The sequence below is a fragment of the Halostagnicola alkaliphila genome (genome assembly GCF_055379965.1).
In genome coordinates this window covers 2,247,819-2,266,649 of the sequence record NZ_AP043826.1, presented here as the reverse complement: position 1 = coordinate 2,266,649, position 18,831 = coordinate 2,247,819, and the positions used below count along the sequence as shown (strand labels likewise).

At 58.3% G+C, this 18,831-nt stretch carries 12 protein-coding genes and 3 pseudogenes; 7 read left to right on the top strand and 8 right to left on the bottom strand.

The window, feature by feature from the left end:
* Positions 1-11: 11 nt before the first annotated feature.
* Both ACZ5C7_RS16575 and ACZ5C7_RS16570 read right to left on the bottom strand, forming a co-directional pair.
* Entirely contained in the window at positions 12-896 is an 885-nt protein-coding gene (locus tag ACZ5C7_RS16575; protein ID WP_464377386.1) for a phosphatase PAP2 family protein, read from the bottom strand.
* 166 nt (positions 897-1,062) lie between these two features.
* Complete coding sequence (locus tag ACZ5C7_RS16570) at positions 1,063-2,823, bottom strand: ABC transporter substrate-binding protein (RefSeq protein WP_464377385.1); 1,761 nt, start codon at positions 2,821-2,823, stop codon at positions 1,063-1,065.
* A gap of 352 nt (positions 2,824-3,175) precedes the next feature.
* Here ACZ5C7_RS16570 and ACZ5C7_RS16565 point away from each other — a divergent pair, with 352 nt between their 5' ends.
* Both ACZ5C7_RS16565 and ACZ5C7_RS16560 read left to right on the top strand, forming a co-directional pair.
* On the top strand, positions 3,176-4,339 hold the full coding sequence (locus ACZ5C7_RS16565; RefSeq protein ID WP_464377384.1) for a tubulin/FtsZ family protein: 1,164 nt from the start codon (positions 3,176-3,178) through the stop codon (positions 4,337-4,339).
* A 248-nt stretch (positions 4,340-4,587) separates the two neighbouring features.
* Positions 4,588-5,970, top strand: a complete 1,383-nt coding sequence (locus ACZ5C7_RS16560) for an APC family permease (RefSeq protein ID WP_464377383.1) — start codon at positions 4,588-4,590, stop codon at positions 5,968-5,970.
* 38 nt (positions 5,971-6,008) lie between these two features.
* Here the strand turns inward: ACZ5C7_RS16560 and ACZ5C7_RS16555 are convergent, their stop codons facing one another.
* Both ACZ5C7_RS16555 and folP read right to left on the bottom strand, forming a co-directional pair.
* Entirely contained in the window at positions 6,009-6,716 is a 708-nt protein-coding gene (locus tag ACZ5C7_RS16555; protein ID WP_464377382.1) for a 6-hydroxymethylpterin diphosphokinase MptE-like protein, read from the bottom strand.
* Positions 6,717-7,201: 485 nt separating this feature from the next.
* Positions 7,202-8,068: pseudogene (gene folP, locus ACZ5C7_RS16550) on the bottom strand (dihydropteroate synthase); the annotation flags it as partial.
* Positions 8,069-8,144: 76 nt separating this feature from the next.
* Between folP and ACZ5C7_RS16545 the strand changes: the two are divergent.
* Positions 8,145-8,446, top strand: a pseudogene (locus tag ACZ5C7_RS16545) (hypothetical protein); the annotation flags it as partial.
* A gap of 44 nt (positions 8,447-8,490) precedes the next feature.
* Here ACZ5C7_RS16545 and ACZ5C7_RS16540 read toward each other — a convergent pair.
* Entirely contained in the window at positions 8,491-9,753 is a 1,263-nt protein-coding gene (locus ACZ5C7_RS16540) for a Cdc6/Cdc18 family protein (RefSeq protein ID WP_464377381.1), read from the bottom strand.
* A gap of 1,415 nt (positions 9,754-11,168) precedes the next feature.
* Here ACZ5C7_RS16540 and ACZ5C7_RS16535 point away from each other — a divergent pair.
* Positions 11,169-11,927, top strand: a complete 759-nt coding sequence (locus ACZ5C7_RS16535; RefSeq protein WP_464377380.1) for an RNA methyltransferase — start codon at positions 11,169-11,171, stop codon at positions 11,925-11,927.
* Between the two features lie 130 nt (positions 11,928-12,057).
* Here the strand turns inward: ACZ5C7_RS16535 and gatE are convergent, their stop codons facing one another.
* From gatE to btuC, 3 genes and pseudogenes are all read right to left on the bottom strand, one after another.
* A complete protein-coding gene (gatE, locus tag ACZ5C7_RS16530; protein ID WP_464377379.1) occupies positions 12,058-13,932 on the bottom strand; it encodes a Glu-tRNA(Gln) amidotransferase subunit GatE in 1,875 nt (624 codons plus the stop codon).
* Between the two features lie 254 nt (positions 13,933-14,186).
* A pseudogene (locus tag ACZ5C7_RS16525) lies at positions 14,187-15,503 on the bottom strand (ATP-binding cassette domain-containing protein); the annotation flags it as partial.
* A 182-nt stretch (positions 15,504-15,685) separates the two neighbouring features.
* Positions 15,686-16,816, bottom strand: coding sequence for a vitamin B12 ABC transporter permease BtuC (gene btuC, locus ACZ5C7_RS16520; protein WP_464377378.1), 1,131 nt, complete (start codon positions 16,814-16,816; stop codon positions 15,686-15,688).
* A gap of 61 nt (positions 16,817-16,877) precedes the next feature.
* Here btuC and ACZ5C7_RS16515 point away from each other — a divergent pair, with 61 nt between their 5' ends.
* From ACZ5C7_RS16515 to ACZ5C7_RS16505, 3 genes are all read left to right on the top strand, one after another.
* Entirely contained in the window at positions 16,878-18,041 is a 1,164-nt protein-coding gene (locus ACZ5C7_RS16515; RefSeq protein ID WP_464377377.1) for a PGF-CTERM-anchored ABC transporter substrate-binding protein, read from the top strand.
* 213 nt (positions 18,042-18,254) lie between these two features.
* Positions 18,255-18,536, top strand: a complete 282-nt coding sequence (srp19, locus tag ACZ5C7_RS16510) for a signal recognition particle subunit SRP19 (RefSeq protein WP_464377376.1) — start codon at positions 18,255-18,257, stop codon at positions 18,534-18,536.
* Positions 18,536-18,787, top strand: coding sequence for an H/ACA ribonucleoprotein complex subunit GAR1 (locus tag ACZ5C7_RS16505; RefSeq protein ID WP_464377375.1), 252 nt, complete (start codon positions 18,536-18,538; stop codon positions 18,785-18,787). Before srp19 ends, ACZ5C7_RS16505 begins: the two co-directional genes overlap by 1 nt.
* The last annotated feature ends 44 nt before the right edge of the window (positions 18,788-18,831 follow it).

The window sequence follows — 18,831 nt, the reverse complement described above, 5'->3', positions numbered from 1 at the left end:
GAAGCCGTCGGTTACTCTCGGCCACCTTCGAACCGCATTCGGGCGTTTTTGAATTTCGTGCTGAAGAACGCTCTCGCTGTCCTCACGAGTCCCTCGACGGTATAATTACGACCAATATAGACGCTGACGAGTGCGAGAAGCGTTCCAGCGATCACGTCCGAAAACCAGTGAATACCGAGGTACATCGTCGAGAGTGCAACACTCACGGCGAGAACACCCGAAAGAGGGACCCACAACGGATACTCCTCCCGAGTGTGTACGGCGAGGAAAAACACCGTCATCGCCATCGACGTGTGAAGCGACGGGAACACGTTCGTGTTATGATTTACCGAGTGCGTGAGAAAGCCCGATTCTGGAAACGCCGTGTACAGAAGCCCTTCGAATAGCGTCGGGTCGACGTTTCGAGGACCGTACGCGATAAACACCAAATAACACAGCAGCCCGATTCCGTAGTTGGCGGTGTATGCGAGTAGAAGCGTCGAAAGGTCGTCCATTTCTCGGAGCGCGAAATACGCGATAAACGGAAACGCGAGTAAGAACGCGTAGCCGTAGATATAGATAAATACGAAGAACGAGGTCAGTTCGTTCATCTGGATCGACTGAAGGAAAACAACGGGTGTTTCGCCGAAAAGCACTCGGTCGATCCCGAAGAGATAATCCGTGATAGCAACACCAATTACCTGTGTCGAAATCGTCTGAGCAACATCCTGCGTCGCCCACCTGAGGAACAACACGCAGAGCAAGACGGTCATCGGAAGTGCGATTCCCTCGAGTCGCCACCGAAAGTCCCGAACTGCCCGTACGAACGGTCGAGGACCGACGATAACGAGCGTCGCCGCGACGAGCATCGCCAAGACGGCGAGGAGAATCTCGAGAACGACGCTAGCGAGGACCATATTGAGAGAATACTATCTGGAGGCCACTAATACGAACCGGTTGGGAAACGGTAATTCTCGGAACGACTCTCCAATCGTCATTGCCCGGTGGACGGTCTCCGGCTGAATCGGTCGATACCGCCCCGGAGACGGACCCTCGACGCAGTCACCACAGCAGCGGTTCAGGTCATTCCAACAGTGACTCATCGTCGTATCGATATCCTTCGTCCTCGAATAAGGTCCGAACCCGATTCTGGTCGATCTCCCCATCCGAACCGGGGAACCGCAATACTTCGGAGGTTCCATCGGCCGATCGACTGCGGTCTTCCGGTGATCGAACACCGGCAAGTTCGGCGTAGGATTCAGGTTTTTCAGCGTGCCCGTCGAAAACCTCCTCGATGACGTGATCCCGGTCGATCAGCCGGGAGACGAGAGAGCGAAACCGTGGATCCCCGAGCTGTGGGTGTTGAAAGTTATATCCGACGACGTACACCGAATCCGTCGAGGAGCTCACCATCGAAACCTCGTTCTCCTCGGCGATCGACTCGACGTGTTCGGGTGGGAGGTCTGCGCCAATGACATCGATGTCGTCGTCAGCTAGCATCTCGATCAGAACGCCTGGATACGGACCAACGATGTGAAATTCGAGGCCATCATACTGGGGAAATTCGTCGAGAATCGACGGGCGGTTCGAAACTGTCGGATCTAAAAGCACGTGTTCGTCGAACAGTTCGAACTCGAGCAGTTCGTCCGCTTCGTGCTCGCCGAACGTGAACAGGCCCGAGCCGACGGGAGGCTCGTTGTCCGTGGTTCGAGCGTCAGTTTGGTACTCACCGACGGGTTCGGATCGGGACTCCCACACGTGTTCGGGCAGGAGGGGAACTGTGAGAACTTGACTGGCAATCGCTTCGGTGGGCGTTTCGAACGTAAACTCGACGGTTCTCGTTCCAACCGCAGACACGGATTCAACCACTGATTGACGCCCTCTGTACTGTGATGCCGGGATCCCGTTGTCTATTTCACCAAGCGACGTATCCTCGAGAAACTGCATCGTAAACTCGACGTCGGAAGCGTCCAGTGACTCGCCGTCATGCCAGGTGAGTCCCTCGCGAAGTCGTACCGTCGCCTCGAGACCGATGCTCGAATCGGTCCACGAAATGTCGTCGGCGAGCCACGGAACGTACTCGTCATCGATCCTGCGAGCAAGTGGATCGTACAGAAGTTCAAGCAGCGGACGTTCGCTTCCAACATCTGCCGCAATCGGGTTAAATCGATCCGAAAGTCCCTCTCCAAAGAGCCCGACGCGGAGCGGGCTGTTCCGGCTTCCGTCAGCAGGTTCCGTCGAAAGCAGGTCGATATATCCCTCTGCGCGGTTCGGGGACCACGGCGTACTGACTTCGTTGCGAGCGCCTCCCAGATGGTTCGGGAATGCGACGACCGAATGAGGCCCTATCTGCTCGAGCGATTCGTATAGTTCCTCAAGCGTCTCGTCCCGCGTTTCGCCCTCCGACGTATACTGCTCCTCGAGAAGGTCGTCGATCGCCATATTCGAGAAATTAAACGGGTTCTGCCACCCTTCTTCGCTCCGGAAGGTAGAGTGAAGGAGACCGCGAAGCGCATCCGGTTCGAATAATCCGGGATGGCGTCCGACGAAGATGTCATAATCGCGTTGGATGAGAATGTCCCGATAGAATTCGCGCTCTGCAACCGGTTCGTGGGTTACTTCAATCCCGGCGTCCGTGAGGTTTTCTCTGAGTTGACTCAGAACCGCTGCGGCGATAAAGTCGTCGTCTGTCGGAACCGTTTTAATTACTAACGCGACTTGATCTGGCGCATTCTCCTCCGGTCCTGACCAGAATCGCTCCATACACCCCGCAACACTTCCTGTTGCTGTCGCGCCAACCCCAGCGAGCAACTGACGGCGAGTGGGTGGAGCGATTTCCTCCATACGAGACCCGTAGTCACCACGATGTATAGGACTTACTCTCGAGACGATAGCTTTCGCCAAACCCCGTATTACCCGATCGAGTGCACCGAAATCCGAAATAGAGATACTTCCGCTATCGACGGATAATATCCTTCGATCGCTCTGAAGATTCCCTACCCAGCTCCGATCGACAGCGTCTCAACTCATTCACGTTCTGATGATATTATTGACTACCTGATTGTCTTTTTATCGATCGTATGTGGGCCATAACAATACTTGACATAGGTGAGAGAGTAGATGTGGAAACCGTTCACGGCTCGGCCCGGCGGGGTCTCCGCTGACCGCTCTCGGAGAACGGCCACAAACGATAGCTATGAAACTCGCACTCATCGGCTTCGGACAGGCAGGCGGGAAAGTGGTCGACGAGTTCCTGGCGTACGAACGCACGATCGACGCTCGCTTCGTCGAATCGGCGATCGCAGTCAACTCCGCAACGACTGATTTACAGGGACTGGAAGAGATTCCCACGGAGAATAGAGTCCTCATCGGGCAGGCACGAGTGAAAGGACACGGCGTCGGCGCCGACAACGAACTCGGAGCGACGGTGACCGAGGAAGATATCGACGAAATTCAGGGAGCCGTAGATCAGGTCCCGGTTCACGAAATCGACGCATTTCTCATCGTCGCTGGTATGGGGGGTGGCACCGGTTCGGGCGGGGCGCCCGTCCTCGCGAAACATCTCAAACGGATACACTCCGAACCGGTGTACGGGCTCGGAATTCTCCCCGGCACTGACGAGGGGGGGATCTACACGCTCAACGCCGCACGATCGTTCCAGACGTTCGTTCACGAAGTCGACAACCTGCTCGTCTTCGACAACGATGCCTGGCGCCAGACCGGCGAATCGATCCAAGGCGGATACGATCAGATAAACCGCGAAATCGCCGAGCGGTTCGGTCTCTTGTTTGCCGCCGGTGAGGTCGGACAGGGCGATCACGTCGCCGAAAGCGTCGTCGACTCCTCGGAGATAATAAACACGCTCTCGGGCGGCGGCGTTTCGACGATCGGCTACGCTCGAGAGACGGTCGAGAACAATCAGAAAGGGCTCATGTCTACGTTCCGTGAGAACCCCTCATCCGACGAACTGTCGGCAACGAACCGGCTGACGAGCCTGGTCCGAAAGGCGGCGCTTGGTCGACTCACACTGCCGTGTGATGTCTCGAGTGCCGAGCGAGGGCTCGCGGTTGCGACCGGTCCTCCATCGTACCTGAACAGAAAGGGTGTCGAACGCGGACGCAAGTGGCTCGAGGACGAAACGGGAAGCATGGAAATCCGAGGCGGCGATTACCCGCTCGTCGGAGAAGACGAAGTCGGATCGATCGTGCTTCTCTCGGGCGTTACCTCTGTCCCGCGGATCGAGACGCTCCAGCAGGTGGCGATCGACGCCAAGGACCGGAACGCGGACATTCAGGCCCAGAGCCAGGATCAGTTCTCGTCGCTTATGGATACCGACGGCGAGATCGACGCGCTTTTCTGACGACTGCCGTTTCTCTGTCGCCTCTCGAAACGGGAGTCAGACGGCAACGGCATACCCAAAAATCGGACTACAAACGGATCGATCGAATGCGTTACTGCAAACACCAGTGTTGGTAACCCGAGGCGTATTGCTAAACAGATTTAATCTAATACACCTTCTTCCTTCCGGGCGAATGTATGCTGAGTGCTACCGCAACATTGTTATTATATCGGCTATTGTACTTCAACAATCATCATAGTTGGGAAACAATGTCACAACACGGGATAATCAATACCAAGGTTGGGGTGGTCGGTGCGACAGTACTGATAATTGGAAACGTCATCGGGGTAAGCGCCTTCGTCCTTCCCGGTCCCCTCGCGGGCGATGTCGGTCCAGGCGTTATCTTAGCGCTGTTGCTCGCACTGATTCCGCTCGTTTTTGGGATCGTCATGTCGCTACAGTTGGGTGGGGCGATCCCAGTCGCGGGCGGTAGTTACGTCTATGCCTCCCGCCTCGTCGGACCGTTTTGGGGGTTCTTGCTCCCGTGGATTACGATACCCGGCGTCTGGGCTGGAATGCTGTTCATCGCCCTCGGGTTCGCAGAGTACGTCGGTTTCGTCTCCGAAACGATCTCATTCGTGCCGGCGATCCCCGAACTCGCGTTGATATACGGCTTGCTCATCCCGTTCATTATCTTGAACGTGCTCGGCATTCGAATGGTGGCGATCGTCCAGTTCCTGATGGTGTCACTGATCGTCCTCGGGATGACTGCCTTCATCGTTCCCGGGGCGTTCGCCGTCGACTCGTCGAACTACACGCCGCTGTTCCCTGAGGGTACCGCGCCCGTTATCGTTGCGATCGTTTCGCTTTACTTCCCGTTGCGCGGCTTCCGACTCGTCGTCGAACTCGGCGAAGAGATGAAAGACCCGGCGCGAAACATCCCGCGAGTGTTGGGTCTCTCAGCCGCCGTCTCGCTGACGCTGTTGATCGGCCTCGTCATCGTCCTTGTCGGCACGACAAACTGGGAGACGCTCGGCGGAATGGACGCTGCAGTCGCGCAAGTGTCGATGGACACCGCCCCGGCCCCGCTCACTGCGCTCGTCCTCGTCGCTGCGGCGATGGGCGCACTCACCTCGATCAATATGACCTACACCGCCTACTCCCGTCTCTTGATGCGAGCCGGCCGTGACAATATTATTCCTTCGGCGATCGCTCGGATCCACGATCAGTACGATTCACCGTACGTCGCAGTGATTCTACTCGGTGTCCCGCCGCTTCTGGTCGCCCCGTTTGCTCCCGGTACCGTGACACTCTCGGTTGCACTCTCCATGACGATCCTCTTCGGACTCGCCGTCGCCGGAATCGGTCTCTGGAACCTCCCGAAGGTATACCCGAAGCGGTACGAACACTCGCTGTACAAACTCCCGCTGTGGTTGTTGAAGTTCACCGCAGTTGGAGCGGTGGGCTCTGCAGTGTTCCTCTGGGTACTCGTCGCAACACAACTGCCGCTGATGGTCGGCGTCTTACTCGGTTGGATGGTGCTCGGCTACGTCTTCTATCGGACTCGAGTCTACTGGTTCGATCAACGAGGAATCGATCTCAAGAGTCGGATGGGGCAGCTTCACGAGAACGAACAGGCCGATGCGGACTGATCAGCAGCGGTTCCATGAGTAAGAGTGGTACCCGGTGATCAAGAACGGTTTTCGATCGGAAGCGCGGTCATCTCGAGCGTATCTCGATACCCCTCGAGAACGTCAAACCGTTCTTCGCGGTGCGTCTCGAGCCAATGTAGTAGCCGTTTCGCCCACTCGAGTTTTTTCGCTTTCATCGAATCGACGGACGGGTCGTCGAAATCCCACCCGACGAAAACGAGCTGCTCAGCGCCGAGTGCATCCGCGAGGAACGCCGCTCGGTCGCCATCGGTAAATCCCCCGAAGTTTCTGACGGGCCCGGACGGTGACGCCTGTGTCGTCGGAAGGACGAACTCCGGTGAACACTCCGGGACGATCTCGCGCACCGCGGGGATGTTATCACCGTGGGCGTGAACGGCGACGGGCGTCCCGCGCTCGGTCAACCGAACGACAGTCTTCGGGTTTTTATCGAGGTCGGTCACCATACAGTCGACCGCGATGCCGTGGTCTTCGAGCGTGTCGACCGCCGTCGAAGCCCCGAACACGACATCGCATTCGCGGACGCGCTCGAGCGAGTCAGACAGTTCGAGGGAGGGTCCCGCGCCCGCTATTGCGACGGTTCGGTTCCGGGCACTGCGGAGGTGTTCGAGGTCGAATGGCTCCGCCATTTCCGCGAGGATGTCTCGTGCGCGCTCGTCGGCCGCTCGATCGAAGCCGAAATCCTCCAAGATAGCTTCGTAGACGGGTTCGAATTCGTTGTATTCCATACGTTGGGTCTCGGGGTAGCTCGCGATAATACTAGTTCTAGTAACGGTAAAGCGGTGCGGTTCCGTTCGGCTTGTGAAGTTTCTCCCAGGGTTATGGAATGTATACTTCCGGATTAAGAAGCGTATAGATGCCTCTTTCGGATGTAGGACCACAATAATTCCGTGTTGTGGGCCGGGGGTCGCCTCCAAAGTACCCCTACCCGGGAGGCCGCCCGGCGTCCATTCCCCTCTTTCGAAGCCTTCGGTATAAGCTTTCTCTTACTGCAAGACATCGGTAATACCCGTCCCATAAGGAACAATAGTCTTGTTTTCACCACATAGAACGGTTGAAAACCGAGAAACGGGGTCTATCATCGCTCAGCGAAAAACCGTTCGGATTCATCGAGAGTTCCCTTGTATGCCGACACCGCAGAGGGCGTCATGGAATCCTTGTGATCGATCGGGTCGCCCCTCGAGTCGGCTTACTCCGATCCGTCGAGAAGCGGCTGACCGCGCTCGGCGAACGCCGACCCAATGCGCGCGGCGTCGCGCGTTTCGGCAACGTCGTGGGTCCGAACGATGTGGGCTCCGCGTTCGATCGCCATCGACGTCGCCGCGAGGCTTACCGGAAGCCGCTCGTCCGTCTCGCGGCCCGCGATCTCCCCGAGGAAGTTTTTTCGATTGATCGAGACCAGCATCGGTTTTCCGAGCGAGCGGAACTCCGAAAGCCTGCGAAACGTCTCACGATCGTGTTCAGTGGTCTTAGCCTCGCTCCACCCGCCGAAAGCCGGATCGATAATGGTCTTATCCGTGAATCCGTTCTGCTTTACCGCTTCGTACACCATATCGACGTAATCCGCCTTCTCGGCCCACGCTGGAGATTTACGATCCGCCCAATCGGTTTCTTCGACCGCACCGGGACGCTCGAGATCCGGTGGACTCGCCATTTTGACCACCGCAGCGTCGTGTTTTCGACAAACGGCGGGCATCTTCGGATCGGCGAATCCGCAGATATCGTTGACCATATCGAACCCCTGGGACAGCGCTTCGTCCGCGACGGCGGCGTATCGAGTCTCGATCGAAAACACGGCATCCCCGGTAATCTGGTCGACGGTTTCGATCGCAACGTGGAGGCGCTCGAGTTCTTCTTCAGCCGTCAGGACATCGAAGCGTTTGTTCGCGGATTCGAGTCCGATATCGACGATGTCTGCCCCCTCCTCGAGTAACTCTTCGTCAACGTACGCCGCCGCATTGGCGGGATCGTCGTACACGCTCGGATCGTAGGGCGACTCCTCGCTCACGTTTAAGACGCCCATAATCCGGGCTGGATGCTCGTCCCCAATACCCAGTCCAGCAGCGTCGACGCTGTTCATACGAACAGTGAGAAAGCGAGACAAAAAGGTATCGCGGTTACGATCAACCGGTTCAGTTGTCGCCAGTTGCTGTTTAGACAGGGATTGGAACGCGGCTTTGAACGTGCTACACCGTGTTTGGAGAAACTAGGAGTGGGTCACTCCGAAGAAACGTCCTCAGAACCTCACGGTTCTGATGGGCTGCGAAAATCGCGTAGCGATTTTCGAACGCCTGTGGAGACTGCGACCGTCCTCAGAACGGAAGGTTCTGATGGGCCGCACGAGAACTCCGTTCTCGTGGACGCTGTGAACACACTTTCCGTGTCTGCAAGTCGCGTCGTCGAAGCAGGAAGCCCCTGCCTCAAGGAGCCGCCGAAGGCGGCGAGTAGGCAGGGGTAGTTCACATGTAGTACTCTGGCTAACCCGAGATCCAGTTGTCGCAGCTACTGTCCTAGTTTCGTCTGCTGCTCTTCAGCGTTCGTATCCTCCTCGAGAAGCGCGAGTCGGGAATCTCGTAACAGCACCTTCTTGACGATCGACGGGTTCTCGAGAAGTCTGTGTTTGGCGTGGGCACCGCGGCCCCGCCCTCGACCCTTTCGCTCGGACTGGATCACGTTGAGGAAGTTCTGTTCCTGAAGGATTTCCTGCACGCGACGTTCCGAAAGGATATCGAAGTCGAGCCGTCGTGCGAGTTCCTTGTATTGGTTGTAGATGATCTTCGTCGGGAACTCCTTTTGCGAACTGTTCTGAGTCAACAGGGTGAGCGCGTACAGAATAGCCTTCGCCTGCTGTGGCGATCCCTCGATCAACTCGTTAAATCGGTCGGCTTCGGTCTTTTCTTTCGCCTCGCGAACGTTCTCGGCGGTCACGCGCGCGTCGTTTTGTTTCTTCGCGAGCCGACCCGCGTTTCGGAGGATGTCGATCGCTTTTCGGGCGTCGCCGTGTTCCTGCGCTGCAAGCGCGGATGTTAGCGGGATTACGTCGTCCTCGAGAACGCTGTCGTGGAACGCGTCCTGACGTTTCTCGAGTATTTCGACGAGCTGGTTCGCGTCGTACGGCGAGAAAACGAGTTCGTCTCGAGAGAGACTCGATTTGACTCGTTCGGAGAGGTGATCCGGGAAATCGATCTTGTTCGAGATCCCGATGATGCCGATAGCCGAGTCCGAAATTCGCCGGTTCTCACCGGCCCGAGAGAGTTTTCGGAGGATTTCGTCGTCCTCGAGCATGTCGATCTCGTCGAGGATAACGATCGTAACGTCGGTACAGTGATCGATCGTCTGCCAGAGTCGCTTGTAATAGTCACCCGTTCCGAGCCCGCGGTCCGGAATAGTGACGCCGCTGTTGTCCGGTTCGTTTACGATTTGGGCGATCGTTTTGACGACCGATGCTTCGGTGTTTTGCTCTCCGCAGTCGATAAAGGCGTATTTGACGGTCACGTCGTCGCGTTCAGCTTCCGTGATCACCCGCTGAGTGACCGATCGCGAGATGAGTGATTTGCCAGTTCCCGTCTTTCCGAAGATAAACAGGTGATTCGGCTCGCTCCCGAACACTGCAGGGTTTAGTGCATCGGCCACCCGCTGCATCTGCTCGTCCCGCCCGACGATTCTGTCGGGCCCTGGAAGATGCGTTATCTCGAGCAAACGCTCGTCGGCGAAGATCGGATCATCGTACCGAAAAAGCGGGTCCCGGTCATCGTTGGAGGACATTCCAGTACCGGAGTGATACTAATTGGGTTATCATAAACCCATAGGGTTACCTCGCGTGTGTAAATGTTATATGTATCCCCTTCTTGTGGGCTGAAACCCATCAATTGCGGACTCTCGAGGAAAGTGCTGTTCTCGCGTTTCTATCTGGGTGGGTCTTGGGTGGTACCCCCACACCAGTGTCGCGAGTGTAAGAGCACTGAAGGATGGGGTGAGACGGTGACCGAATTTGAGAGGTCAGCAAGCACGCGAATAGAGACGAGGGGAAACAATCCCGGATTTCAATCGGGGACTCGACTAACCGAGAGAGACTATTTTCGGTATTTGTACACCTATTTAATAGGGAAAATAACGCGTTCGTTCGAACCGAACTGCTTGATTCGTGCTCCGTATATTTGACTTCCGGTCGGTTCGCTCGACGAATCGATCGTCGTTCACACGGTCGGAAAGTTGAGAGGTAAAATCGTACGCAGTGATACGAATACTCTCGCAAGTGGTACCAACTTTTAACGACTATCGTGGAGACGTTCTCTGTTCGATTCACGTTGCTTCCACCGGATGAGTTTGACCCTCGACCAGATCCGATGGGCGCTCTCGATGATTTCTTGTATTGTCTGGACGCGTCCGACGAAAAGTACCGAGTCTCCGAAAGATTTGTACTCGCTCGAGAAGCAAACGGGGCCGGTCCGAACCCGAATTTCTGCGGTACAACGAGGGTGATTTTGCGACGAACGCGATGGGGTGCGTGATGCGATGGGACACACACCCCCGTCGCGTTTGTAACTCCAAATGAGGGGAGGGGGTTGTCAGATATCGCCGAATTCCTGATATCCCATCAATTTACGGATAGATTTACATCCGCGACGGAGGTGTGTTCCCAAACAGAACCCCCACCCACATACACCGTTACAAACGCGAAGGAGGTGTCTCACCCCCCAAGCAGTACAAATCATGTTCTACTATCGCTCGAGACAACCGGTTCAGCGGTTAAGACTCCCAAAATCACTTTCAGAAAACGAGCGTTCCAATTACTATCTCTAGACTAGATCTAGTTCTTATTCTATACAACCAACAACTAGAATATACAACAAACAACTAGATCCTCCTATAACTAGCTAGTATGGAACTAGTAATCAGACAAAAGATAGCTTAAAACAGCCTGACACAATCCAGTTTAATCAACCCATCATAGTAACTGGCCGTCCACCACAGCCGCCTACGCACCACGCCCACTCATTTACTCCAATCGCTAATCCACTGCAACCCGCCTACGCACCACAACTGCCCTTTCACTACACTCCCCACCCGCCATAACTGCCCACTCATTTTGGGCCTTTTTCTCGAGAACAGCTCTCCATTCCCTCCGAGAACCTCTCTTCGAACGGGATTCTTTTCCCTGCCCACGAGTAGCGGAGTACATGGCCTCAAGTGATCCACCTGCCGTAGCAGTCGTGGATGCGACGACTCCCGGGAACGTGGGGACCATCGCTCGAGCGATGAAGAACTTCGGCTTCGAGGAGCTGTTGCTCGTCGATCCGCCGGAACTCGATCCGGACGGCGAAGCCTACGGGTTCGCTGGCCACGCTCGAGACGATATCTTGCCCAACGCCACGGAACTTTCGTTCGACGAACTCGTCGACGAACACCACACGATCGGCTGTACGGCCGTTACGAACGAGGACGACCAGAGCCACGTTCGATTTCCGTACACGACCCCCTCCGAACTCGCCGACCGGTTACCTGCCGTCGATGCTCCCACAGTACTGGTCTTCGGACGGGAGCGCGTCGGCCTCACGAACGAGGAACTGAGCCGGATGGACGAGATTTGTTCGATCCCTGCGAGCGCCGAATACCCCGTGCTCAACCTCGGCCAAGCCGCAACGATCACTCTCTACGAACTCAGAACGCTCACCCTCGAGGACACAGATACCCAGCTGCCGGACAAAGAGCGGCTTCGTGCGCCCGAACCGCTGCTCGAGCGGCTCTACGATCAGTGGGACGACCTCCTCGTGGAACTCAACCACCCCGAAGAGAAACGGAAGAAAACGATGCGGATGATCCGCCGCATCTACGGCAGAGCGGATCCAACCGAAGGAGAGGTCAACACCTTCCTCGGCCTGTTGCGACGTGCGACGGAACGTCCGGATCAGCAGGTCTCAGAACACCGAGACACATAGTCTTGAGAACACTGAGACACGTAGTCCTGGGAACACCGAGACACGTAGACGACACCCTACTCAGGCCAGCATGTATTGGAAATCGGTTGCCAGTATCGCCGCCCCGTAACCAACCCGAATACTCGATGAATTAGGCTCGCTTTTGAATCTCCTCTCGGAGTACCTCGCTCACGAGGTCGCCGTCGGCTTTCCCGCGAAGTGCACCCATACACTCGCCCATCAACCCGGAAAAAGCCTGCATCCCTTCTTCTTCGACTTGGGATTCGTTTCGTTCGACGACCTCGGCGATCGCCTCTCTGACTTCCTCTTCACCCGCGGAGCCGAGTCCAGCGTCCTCGGCGGCGTCCTCGGCCGACTGTCCCGGCTCGTTGGCCAGTACCGTCAACAGATCCGGAATCCCCTCGTTGGGAAGCTCGCCGTTTTCGGCTAACTCGAAGACCTCCTCGAGATGGCGCTGGTTCAATTGCCCGACCGGCACGTCGTCGCGTCTGAGTTCGGTGAGCGTGGACTCGAGGGTGGTCGCGGCCAGCGTCGGATCGACGCCGTCGGCGACGACGTCCTCGAAGGCGGGCATGTACTTGCCGTAAGCAACCTGGTTCGCTAGCCCGGATCCGAGCCCGAACTCCTCTTGATAGCGCTCGACTTTCTCCGTCAGGAGTTCGGGTTCGGGAACGTCGCTCGGATCGGGTTCGACGGGCGGCACGTCCGTTTCGGGGTACATTCGTGCAGCGCCGGGAAGCGGACGGAGGTACCGGGTCGTACCGTCGTCGTTGGCCCCGCGAGTTTCCTCGGGGACGCCCTCGAGTGCAGTTTGGGCGCGGGAGGCGACAGCGTCGATTGCCGATTCGGCAACGTCAGTCTCTGCGGCAACGATTGCGACAGCATCGTTGGCCCCAGCTCCGACCGCGTCTCGTAACGCCGCAACTTCCTCTGCGGTCACGCCGTAGGCCGGAAGCTCGTCGGTGTGGAAAATCCCTCCCGCACCGTGGCGTTTGGCGTGATCCGAAAACTCGGTTCCGAGCCGTCGGTCCGGTGCGATCTCTCGTCCGACGATCCCGTCGAATCCGGAAAGCGACACGGCGGTTACCGACCCGCCGGACGAAAGCGCTCCGCCGATCACGCCGCTTTCGGTGTCCGCAAAGACGTCGGTCACGTCCTGGGGGTCGTCAACTGCCGCGTCACGCTCGTCTAACTCCGCCACGATTTCGATGAGCTTCGCCTGTCGTTTCACTTCGTTGCGGACGATATCGTCGATGTCGTCGAGACTCTGGACGCCCTTGATCTCGACGCGAGCGCCTTCTTCGATAGAGACGTTGACGTCCTGACGAATCGTTCCCAGCCCTCGCTTGACTTTGCCGGTCGAGCGAAGCAACATGCCGATCCGTTCTGCGGCCTCGAGGGCCTGTTCCGGCGACCGGATGTCGGGACTGGTTCCGATTTCGACGAGCGGGATGCCGAGCCGATCCAGGCTGTAGGTCACACCCTCGTCCGTCTCTTCGACGCGCTGGGCGCTCTCTTCCTCGAGCAAGAGGTCTTCGATTCCGACCTCACCCTCGCTCGTCTCGATCGAGCCGCCGGTCGCGATCAGCGACGAGCGCTGGAAGCCTGACGTGTTCGAGCCGTCGACGACGATCTTTCGCATGACGTTGGCCTGATCGACTGGGTTCATATCCATCAGTTGGGCGACCTCGAGCGTCGTCTCGAGAGCCTCCTCGTCCAGTCGATGCGGTGGCTCATCGTCCTCTTCGACGAGACAGGTCGAGTCGTAGGCGAGATAGGTAAACTCTCGATCGACCTTGCTCTCCTCGACGGCGGCGTCGTCGAGTTCGCCGAGTTCGCTCCGCGTCGGGTGGAGATAGCGGGTAAACTCCCGCGTCGCTTCCTCGGGTTCGCGCAACTCCGTGGGACACTGACAGAACAGCTTCGTCGCCGTATCGAGTTGCTGGTGGATTTCCAGCCCGGCGACGAGTCCGAGTGCCTCGTAATCGTACTCGTCCTCGGTCATTGTCGATGACTCGGAGGCCGAAGGGTAAAAAACCGTTCAGTTCGTCCGGGTGGGTTCACACCTGTTCTTTGAGCAATGGGGGATTGAAATACGACTTGTATTTCTCCGTGCGTTAGCAATCACCGTCCCGGTGCAGTAGCCGTACCGTCCCGAAGCAGTAGCCGCTACCATCCCGATACAGTAGCCGTACCGTCCCGGTGCAGTAGCCGCTACCATCCCGATACAGTAGCCGTACCGTCTCGAGGCCGTAGCCGCTACCGTCCCGATGAATTCGCCGAGTCCGGTGAGTTCGGATCGGCTGGACCGGTTGCCGATTTCGGCGGGTCGGATACCTCTCCCGTACTCATATCGGTCGACCCGCCATCCTCGGCGTTCGCTCGCAAAACGGCCTCGAGAACGTTTTCCGGATTCGACTCGATCGCGCGCAAACGGGACGAGTTGTACAGTTCCTTGGCTTTCTCACCCGCGAAGTGTCGTTCATCGAACGGCCGCGTTTCGACTACCACGAGCGATTCGGCGGCGGCGACCTTCTCGAGAACGAGCTGGTTCCCCGGACTAATCGTCACGTCGGCCAGCACTACCGCGTCGCTTGCCGAAATTCGGTCTTCGAGCTCCCTGAAGTGATTTTCGGAGAGCGAGTCGAACGGTGGCGCTTCGATCCGGTCGACCTCGAGACGACGAGCGGTTTCCGCGGCGATATCGCCACTCGGAACCGGCCCGAGGGAAGTTTCGATGTCCGCGTTCGTCAACCGAGCGAGGACGCCGACGGCGGCGGATCCGGAACCGATGCAGTGGACGCGATCGGGTACCGCAGGCGAGGACCCCCCTCTTTTGCGCGCTTGGCCCCGATTCGGAGTTTCGGCGGCCGGAAGCGCCGTGACCGTACTCGTTCTGGTGACCGGGTTTTCGGTAACGGCCGCGTTCGAATCGAACACGTCCGAAAGCGTCTCCGCAGATAACACTGCCTCCGGCGCTCCCGTTCGCCGAACGCCGCCATCGGCGAGCATCACCAACCTGTCGCAGTACCGCGCCGCCAGATCGAGGTCGTGAATCGCCGCACAGATCGCTCGGCCGCTGTCGACCAACTCTCGAACCAATTCGAGGGTCTCGATCTGGTGGTTAATATCGAGGCTCCCCGTCGGTTCGTCGAGCAGGAGGGCGGGCGTCTCCTGTGCGATGGCTCGAGCGAGTACGGCCCGTTGGCGCTGCCCGCCACTGATCTCGTCGATAGGACGATCGGCAAGTTCGGCGGTTCGAGTTCGCTCGAGAGCCCGGTCGACCGCTTCCCGGTCCTCCCGCGTCGGCGGCGAGAACCGGGATCGGTACGGATGGCGCCCCATCTCGACCACGTCGCGAACGGGAAACGAAAACGAAAGACTCGTATCCTGTGGGACGACCGAGACGAGCCGGCTCGAGGCCCGTGAGGACGCCTCGTGGATATCGACGCCGTCGATCGTGACTCGGCCCGAATCGGGCTCGAGTGCGCCGCTGATTGCGCGTAGTAGCGTCGTTTTCCCGGCCCCGTTCGGACCGACGAACCCGACGAACTCACCCGGTTCGATAGTAAGCGAGACGTCCTCGAGAACGGTAACATCGTCGAACGAGTGGCTGAGGTTCCGGATAAAAATCGCGCCGGAGCCGGACCCCGAACTGTTAGTATCCAGATCGACAGCATCTACATCGCCAGCGTCCGAGCTGTCAGCACCCGAGTTATCGGCGTCCGAACGGCTTCCATCTGACTGCTCCGGTTCAGTCATACCGAGTGCACCTCCCGCCGAGTAAGCAAGAACAGGAAGAACGGGGCACCGAGCGCGGCGGTAACGATACCGACGGGGACGACGGGCATCCCGAACTCGATCCCCAGTGGCAACGACACCGAATCAAGCCGAGCGATCGTATCGGTCGCGACGAGAAAGGACGCGCCCGCGAGCGCACTCGTCGGGAGGAGGATCCGGTGATCGGGACCCACGATAAGGCGCATGATGTGCGGGACGACGAGACCCACGAAGCCGATGACGCCCGCGACGGCGACTCCAGCGGCGGTGATAATGCTCGCGAGCGCGAGCAAGAGGAGTTTGGTCCGTTCGACGTTGACGCCCAGGTGGTGGGCGTCTTCTTCGCCGAGCAGGAGGACGTTCATCTCTCGAGTGAACCCCCCGAGGACGAGGACCCCGACGAGCGATATCGGCAGGGCGAACGCGACGTCTCCCCAGGAGCTGTTGTGGAGGTGGCCCATCATCCAGACGACCGCTTCACGGAGGTCGTCGCCGCTGTAAACGAGCATGTAGGATATGGCGGCACCGAGAAACGCCTGAACGGCGACGCCTGCCAGGAGCAACGTTGCAACGGGCGTTCGCCCACCTTCGGTCGCGATCGCGTACACCAGAAAGGCAGTTCCGAGCGCACCGACGAACGCAGCGAGGTGGAGGCCGCCAAACGGGATCAACGCCGGAAAGGCGATGGCGGCAACCGCACCAGCGGCCGCACCCGAGGAAACGCCGATTATCGACGGGTCGGCGAGCGGATTGCGAAAGAACCCCTGCATCACCGTTCCGGCGGCCGCCAGCGCGAACCCGACCGTCGCGGCGAGGGCGATTCGCGGAAGTCGAAGGGTCTCGACGATGACCTGATTCGACGAGGAGACGTCGAACGAAAAGACGGCCGCGTACTCGAGGCCCGGCATCGGAACTGACCAGCCGAAAAACGGCAGAGAGGAACTTTCAACGGCGATTCCGGTTGGAATAACGACCGCGTTGAGAATCGCCATTCCGACGGTCGTCGGTTCGATCCAGACCGATCCAAGCCCGGCGCTGATGACCACGACGGCGACGAGAAGGCAGGTCAAGCCGGCCGACCAGGCGACGGTTCGGACCGATCGCTTCATCGAACTAAACCACGGTTGGAGTAGCCAAATATTTGTTGAAGTACCGTGGATATACATCCAGATGAAGCAGCAATTAGCAGCGTTTTTGACCATTTTACTCGTCGCATCGGCCTTCGCTCCGATGGCCTCGGCGAGCACAGTCGCGGAATCCAACACAATGAAAGTCGACATAGGCGAACATACTGCGCCGGCTAACGCGGTAGGCTCGGCGGCGACGGGCGTCACAGATGCCCAGTGTGAGTATCCCGTCGAACGCACGGATGCGACGGGTGAAACGATCACCCTCGAGGAAGAACCCGATTCCGTCGTCGCGCTCCAACCCAGCGACGCGCAGACGATGTTCGAAATCGGTGCCGAGGACCGGCTCGACGGAATGCCCGACACGCCGGCAACCGAAGAACTCGATATGGGCGATAGAGAAGCCGTAATGGACGAGGATTACACGGTGCTCGACGAACAAATCGTCGCGCTCGACCCCGATATCGTTCTCGCGGCCAACGCGACGTTCGACGACGACATCGAACAGCTTCGCGAGGCCGGACTTGCTGTCTACGTGTTCGACGAAGGCAATTCCCTCGACAACGTTCGAGAAAACACGCTCACCACCGGCGAACTCGTCGGTGAGTGCGACGGCGCGGAACAGTCGGTCGAATGGATGGACGAACGGATCGATCTGCTCGAGAACGCAACGGTAGACGACGCAGACGATCGGCCGCTCGCCTTCTACGATATGCGCGGCGGACAAACGGCCGGAACCGAGTCGTTCCAGGACGAGGTGCTCACGACTGCCGGCGTCGAAAACCTCGCCGAACGAGTCGGCCTCGAGACGTGGGGAGAAGTCGACTCCGAACAGATCGTCGACGAAGACCCCGAATGGATCATCCATCCTGATGACGGGACAGACGAATTCGACTTCAGTACTGGCGTCGATGGGACGACCGCCTACGAGGAAGGCAACCTGTTACCTGTCGACGATAACGCGATGAGCCAACCCGCTCCACAGGTCGTCTTCGCTATCGAAGAAATCGTCCAAGGCGTGTATCCGGACGCCTACGCCGAAATCGAAGCCGATCTCGAGGCACTCGATGAGGAGTACCGAGACGCCGAGACCGACAATGGCGAGGCTACTGACGCAGACGACGAAACGATCCCAGGATTCGGCGTCCCGGTTGCCGTAGCGGCACTTCTGTCGGCTAGCGTGGTCGCTCTTCGGCGGCGTTCGTAACCAGTCACGCCTCGCCACACTGTTCGGTGACACTTCACGTCTTTTCGATATACGAAGTACGTTCTCCTTTCGTTTCCGGATTCGTTCGCGTTGCCCTCCTCGAGAGTCGTTTTGGCCTCGAACGTCGACTCACGAACATCGAGAAGCGTCGCTCCGAATTCGAGCGCCCGCGCTATGAAAAGGGTTTACTCGCGGGCCTTCACATGGAAGGGTATGGTCGAAAACGTCATTTGGCCCGCCTATCTCGATGCGACCTGTTCCCGGGCCGACGGACGACGCGTTCCCGAGGATCTCGCCGTCGACGAGCCGACAGTCGACGAAATCGCACAGGCCGTCCAGCAGATCGGATATGACGCGATCGTCGAACGCGACAAGTCCTACTCGAGAGCCCCGTGGGACGAGCGCGGTCGCGTCGTCGTCCGAGGCGCGGAGGACTCGACAAAGAACGATCTGGTTCAGGCTGTGGCGGCCTACGTCGTCGCGATGAGAGAGTGATGCGTCGGGTTGGCCAGGTCGTTCGGATTTCACAGGGGCTCGCGATCCTCAGAGCGGACGACGACACGACCGGAGATTCGACCGACGACCTCGAGCACACCATCGGAACGACCGTCCTCGACGACAACCTCGAGGAAGTCGGACGCGTCGTCGACGTGTTCGGTCCCGTCGATCGACCGTACCTCGCGGTGACGACCGACGATGGCGTCCACAAACCGTCGTTAGTCAGCACGACACTGTACGCGCGATAGTCACATTTATTTTGGACACCACTCCTATTCATTTCGGGTCAATA

Excerpts from the sequence above, each read along its gene's own strand:
- ACZ5C7_RS16560 (WP_464377383.1), top strand. The coding sequence starts at position 4,588 with ATGTCACAACACGGGATAATCAATACCAAGGTTGGGGTGGTCGGTGCG.
- srp19 (WP_464377376.1), top strand. The coding sequence starts at position 18,255 with ATGGTCGAAAACGTCATTTGGCCCGCCTATCTCGATGCGACCTGTTCC.
- ACZ5C7_RS16515 (WP_464377377.1), top strand. The coding sequence starts at position 16,878 with ATGAAGCAGCAATTAGCAGCGTTTTTGACCATTTTACTCGTCGCATCG.
- ACZ5C7_RS16575 (WP_464377386.1), bottom strand. The coding sequence starts at position 896 with ATGGTCCTCGCTAGCGTCGTTCTCGAGATTCTCCTCGCCGTCTTGGCG.
- ACZ5C7_RS16540 (WP_464377381.1), bottom strand. The coding sequence starts at position 9,753 with ATGTCCTCCAACGATGACCGGGACCCGCTTTTTCGGTACGATGATCCG.
- btuC (WP_464377378.1), bottom strand. The coding sequence starts at position 16,816 with ATGAAGCGATCGGTCCGAACCGTCGCCTGGTCGGCCGGCTTGACCTGC.
- gatE (WP_464377379.1), bottom strand. The coding sequence starts at position 13,932 with ATGACCGAGGACGAGTACGATTACGAGGCACTCGGACTCGTCGCCGGG.
- ACZ5C7_RS16565 (WP_464377384.1), top strand. The coding sequence starts at position 3,176 with ATGAAACTCGCACTCATCGGCTTCGGACAGGCAGGCGGGAAAGTGGTC.
- ACZ5C7_RS16535 (WP_464377380.1), top strand. The coding sequence starts at position 11,169 with ATGGCCTCAAGTGATCCACCTGCCGTAGCAGTCGTGGATGCGACGACT.
- ACZ5C7_RS16555 (WP_464377382.1), bottom strand. The coding sequence starts at position 6,716 with ATGGAATACAACGAATTCGAACCCGTCTACGAAGCTATCTTGGAGGAT.
- ACZ5C7_RS16570 (WP_464377385.1), bottom strand. The coding sequence starts at position 2,823 with ATGGAGGAAATCGCTCCACCCACTCGCCGTCAGTTGCTCGCTGGGGTT.
- ACZ5C7_RS16505 (WP_464377375.1), top strand. The coding sequence starts at position 18,536 with ATGCGTCGGGTTGGCCAGGTCGTTCGGATTTCACAGGGGCTCGCGATC.